Raw genomic sequence first — 3,704 nt, forward strand, 5'->3', positions numbered from 1 at the left:
CGGGTCTCCGCGACGGAGCTTCGCTCCTGCTCCGCCCGTGGATGACGAAGGTGGGAAGGCTTCGGGGAGTTACCCGTCGATCCTCAGCGCGAAGGGCGTGCCTTCAAAGGCATCCGCACCGCGGCCGATCGATTCGATCGCCTCGATCATGCGGCCGTTGCGATCAAGCAGCGCATCGGCCACCGCGATCAGTCGCGGATTGGGTGTTGCCGAGGGCGACAGCGCCCGCAGCGTCCGCGCCAATTCGGCCTCGTCGCGTTTCGGCGCCAATGCGGCCGCGATGATATAGGCCGAAGCCGTCGAGCGGCTGATGCCGGCATAGCAATGCACGAGCATCGGCCTTGCCCGGTCCCAGCGGCGCGCGAAATCGAGCAGGTTGCGGACATGCTCCTCGCCCGGCATGGTCATGCCGTCCTGCGCCGCCGCGATGTCATGCATGACCAGATGCAGATGATTTTCTTTCGATATCGAGGCCGGCCGGACCACCGCCGTTCCGGCGGCAAGCAGCGACAGCATGCAGTCGGCGCCGCTCCTGGCCACCGTTTCCTCAATCTTTGCCAGCGAGCAGACATGGATCATTGTTTCGAACCCTTCGATTGATGCTCGTGCCGCGACGCCCATTCGGCAAGAACGGTCTCGAGCCGCTGCCATTCCTCCTCACTCCCCGGCAGGCCGGCGCGCAGAACGTCAGGCCGATCGGCAAAATGGCGAAGCAGGATGCCGCGCTCGCCAAGCGCGGCAAACAAATCGGCGGCATGCGGCAGGCGAAGAAACCGGAACAGCGTGGTGCCGCCCATAACGGGAATACCGAAGCGGCCGAACAGCGCATCGAGGCGCGCCGATTCATCAGCCAGCGCCGTCCGCATCGCGTCCTGCCAGTCGATGTCGGCAAGCGCGCGAATGCCGTATTCCAGCGCCGGGCCGGCAACGGCCCATGGCCCGAATTGTGTTTCCAGCCGTTCGACCGTCACAGCATCGGAAAGTGCAAAACCGAGCCGCAGGCCGGCTAGACCAAAGAACTTGCCGAACGAGCGCAGCACGACGACGCCGCCCTGGCCGACATCGCCGCAGAGGCTATGCTCGCGCGGCCCAACATCCATGAACGCCTCGTCGACAACCAGCAGCCCGCCCTTGGCGCGCAATCCGGCAGCCAGAGCCAGCAACCGGTCGCGCTCGATGACACGTCCATCCGGATTATTCGGATTGACCATGATGGCAAGGTCGGCGTCCGCCAGGTCAGCGAAATCGCCGACCTCGGTCACCGCGTGCCCGGCGATCACTGCTGCGCGGGCATGTTCGGCGTAGGTCGGACCCAGCACCAGCGTCCTTCCGGGGGTAATCAGCGAGGCGACGCGCGGCAACAGGATCTGCGTGCCCGGTGCCGCCACGATGTTGGCTGGCGACGGCGCCCCATAGGCACTGGCAGCGATCTCTGTCAGCTCACGCGTGCGCGCGGCTTCCGGCAACCGCGACAGCGAGGTGGCGGGCAGGTCGAAAAGCGGGTAGGAGTGCGGATTGATACCGGTCGAGAGGTCGACGAATGGCAGCAGGGCGTTGGGGAAAAGCGCCCTCGCGCGGCCAAGACTTCCACCATGGTCCACAACCGCCCCATTAAGAAGCTTCATGTCAGTCCTGATCGCTTTCCTGTCATTGGCCGTCGAATTCGCCCTCGGTTACCCCGACTGGCTGTTTCGCGCCATCGGCCATCCGGTGACGTGGTTCGGCAGGCTGATATCCTTTCTCGACCGCAGGCTCAACCGCGCCACTGATCCCGACGCGCTGCGTCGCAAGCGTGGTGTCCAGGCGCTGCTGGTCATCGTGCTGGTGCCGGCGATAATTGGCCTGGGCGTGCAGATCCTGTTCTGGTTCGTTCCCATGGGCCTGGTCATCACTGCCCTTCTGGCAACGTCGCTTCTGTCGCAGAAGAGCCTCTATGAGCATGTCGAGGCTGTGGCGGACGCGCTCGACACCGGTGGCCTCGCTCTGGCCCGCCTTGCCGTTTCGCGAATCGTCGGCCGCGACCCTGAAACGCTCGACAGGGCCGGCGTCTGCCGCGCCGCGATCGAGAGCCTGGCTGAGAATTTCTCCGACGGCATCGTCGCCCCCGCCTTCTGGACCGGCGTCGGCGGCCTGGCCGGCGGCGCCGCCTACAAGGCCGCCAACACCGCCGATTCGATGATCGGCCACCGCACCCCGCGCCACGAGGCCTTCGGCTGGGCGGCGGCGCGCTTCGACGACTGGATCAATCTGCCGGCGTCGCGGCTGACGGCGCTGCTGATCGTGCTGGCGGCGTTCTTCGTCAAAGGCGCTGATGCGAAAAATGCCTGGCATGCGGTGTGGCGCGACGCGAAAAAACACCGCTCACCCAATGCCGGCTGGCCGGAAGCGGCGATGGCCGGTGCGCTCGGCCTGGCGCTCGCCGGGCCGCGCAGCTACGGCGGCGTGCTCGTGGACGACGTCTTCATGGGCGAAGGTGGGCGGCGCGAGGCCGACAGCGTCGACATAAGGCGAGCGCTGAAACTCTATCGCGTCGCCGACTATCTGCTGATCGCGCTGTTTGGGTTGGTCGCGGTCATGGTCATCGTGGCGTGATCTACTTCACCCTCCCCCTTGTGGGGAGGGTAAGAAACGCTCAGAACTCGATCCCCTGCTGCGCTTTCACGCCTGCGGAAAAATGGTGCTTGGTCACGCCCATTTCGGTGACGAGGTCGGCGGCCTCAATCAGCGCCGGCTTGGCGTTGCGGCCGGTGACCACGACATGCAGGCCCTCACGCCGCGCCTTCAACGCCACAACCACTTTGTCCAGGTCGAGATAATCGTAGCGCAGCGCAATGTTCAGTTCGTCGAGCACCAGCAGGCTGATCGACGGATCGGCCATCAGTTCGAGCACCTTGGCCCAGGCGGCTTCGGCGGCGGTGATGTCGCGCTTCAGGTCCTGCGTTTCCCAGGTGAACCCCTCGCCCATCGCGTGCCAGACGACGCGGTCGCCGAAGGCGGCGAAGGCGTCCTTCTCGCCGGTGTGCCACTTGCCCTTGATGAACTGGACGACGCCGACGCGCTTGCCGTAGCCGAGCATCCGCAGCGCCAGGCCGAAGGCAGCCGTGGTCTTGCCCTTGCCGGGACCGGTGTTGACGATCAGCAATCCCTTCTCGACCGTCTTGCTCGCCACCTCGGCATCCTGCACCGCCTTGCGCTTGGCCATCTTGGCGCGGTGGCGTTCTTCGTCCTTATCGTCGATGTCGGTCATGTCATTTCACCTTGAGCGGCAGCCCCGCCACCATCAGCAGCACCATGTCGGCGACGGCGGCGACCTGCTGGTTGAGCCGGCCGGCGGCATCGCGAAACCGGCGCGCCAGTGCATTGTCCGGCACGATACCTTGGCCGACTTCATTGGATACCACGAACCATGGCCCGCGCGGCCGCGACAGCACCTCCGCCAATCGCCGGCATTCCAGCTCGAAATCGTGTTCAGCCAGCATGTGGTTGGTCAGCCACAGCGTCAGGCAGTCGACAAGCACCGGCCGATCCTCCGGCAAGGCGGCAAGCGTACCGGCGAGATCGAGCGGTGCGTCGATGGTCGTCCAGCCTTCGCCGCGCCGCGATCGGTGCAACGCGATGCGTTCATGCATCTCGTCATCATAGGCTTGCGCCGTGGCGACATAGATCCAGGGAGGCGGCAAGGCGGTCGCCAAAATTTCGGCGTC

5 protein-coding genes are annotated in these 3,704 nt (G+C 65.5%); 1 reads left to right on the forward strand and 4 read right to left on the reverse strand.

Annotation, left to right across the window (positions count from 1 at the left end; genetic code table 11):
• Positions 1 to 69: 69 nt before the first annotated feature.
• Both EOB59_RS19195 and cobD read right to left on the reverse strand, forming a co-directional pair.
• Positions 70 to 579, reverse strand: a complete 510-nt coding sequence (locus EOB59_RS19195) for a tyrosine phosphatase family protein (protein ID WP_127810141.1) — start codon at positions 577 to 579, stop codon at positions 70 to 72.
• Positions 576 to 1,625 carry a threonine-phosphate decarboxylase CobD gene (gene cobD / locus EOB59_RS19200; RefSeq protein ID WP_127810140.1) on the reverse strand — a complete coding sequence of 350 codons (1,050 nt, stop codon included), beginning with the start codon at positions 1,623 to 1,625 and terminating at the stop codon, positions 576 to 578. Before cobD ends, EOB59_RS19195 begins: the two co-directional genes overlap by 4 nt.
• On the opposite strand from cobD, the gene cbiB reads away from it, so the two are divergent.
• On the forward strand, positions 1,624 to 2,592 hold the full coding sequence (cbiB, locus tag EOB59_RS19205; protein WP_127271548.1) for an adenosylcobinamide-phosphate synthase CbiB: 969 nt from the start codon (positions 1,624 to 1,626) through the stop codon (positions 2,590 to 2,592). The two genes, cobD and cbiB, sit on opposite strands and share 2 nt — an antisense overlap.
• Positions 2,593 to 2,632: 40 nt before the next feature.
• Here the strand turns inward: cbiB and cobO are convergent, their stop codons facing one another.
• Positions 2,633 to 3,247 carry a cob(I)yrinic acid a,c-diamide adenosyltransferase gene (gene cobO / locus EOB59_RS19210; protein WP_127810139.1) on the reverse strand — a complete coding sequence of 205 codons (615 nt, stop codon included), beginning with the start codon at positions 3,245 to 3,247 and terminating at the stop codon, positions 2,633 to 2,635.
• A 1-nt stretch (position 3,248) separates the two neighbouring features.
• On the reverse strand, positions 3,249 to 3,704 hold a 456-nt coding region (gene cobU / locus EOB59_RS19215), incomplete at its 5' end, for a bifunctional adenosylcobinamide kinase/adenosylcobinamide-phosphate guanylyltransferase (protein ID WP_245486674.1).

The organism is Mesorhizobium sp. M7A.F.Ca.MR.176.00.0.0, from assembly GCF_004023165.1.
In the GTDB taxonomy this organism is placed as follows: Bacteria; Pseudomonadota; Alphaproteobacteria; order Rhizobiales; family Rhizobiaceae; genus Mesorhizobium.

Excerpts from the sequence above, each read along its gene's own strand:
- cobO (WP_127810139.1), bottom strand. The coding sequence starts at position 3,247 with ATGACCGACATCGACGATAAGGACGAAGAACGCCACCGCGCCAAGATG.
- EOB59_RS19195 (WP_127810141.1), bottom strand. The coding sequence starts at position 579 with ATGATCCATGTCTGCTCGCTGGCAAAGATTGAGGAAACGGTGGCCAGG.
- cbiB (WP_127271548.1), top strand. The coding sequence starts at position 1,624 with ATGTCAGTCCTGATCGCTTTCCTGTCATTGGCCGTCGAATTCGCCCTC.
- cobD (WP_127810140.1), bottom strand. The coding sequence starts at position 1,625 with ATGAAGCTTCTTAATGGGGCGGTTGTGGACCATGGTGGAAGTCTTGGC.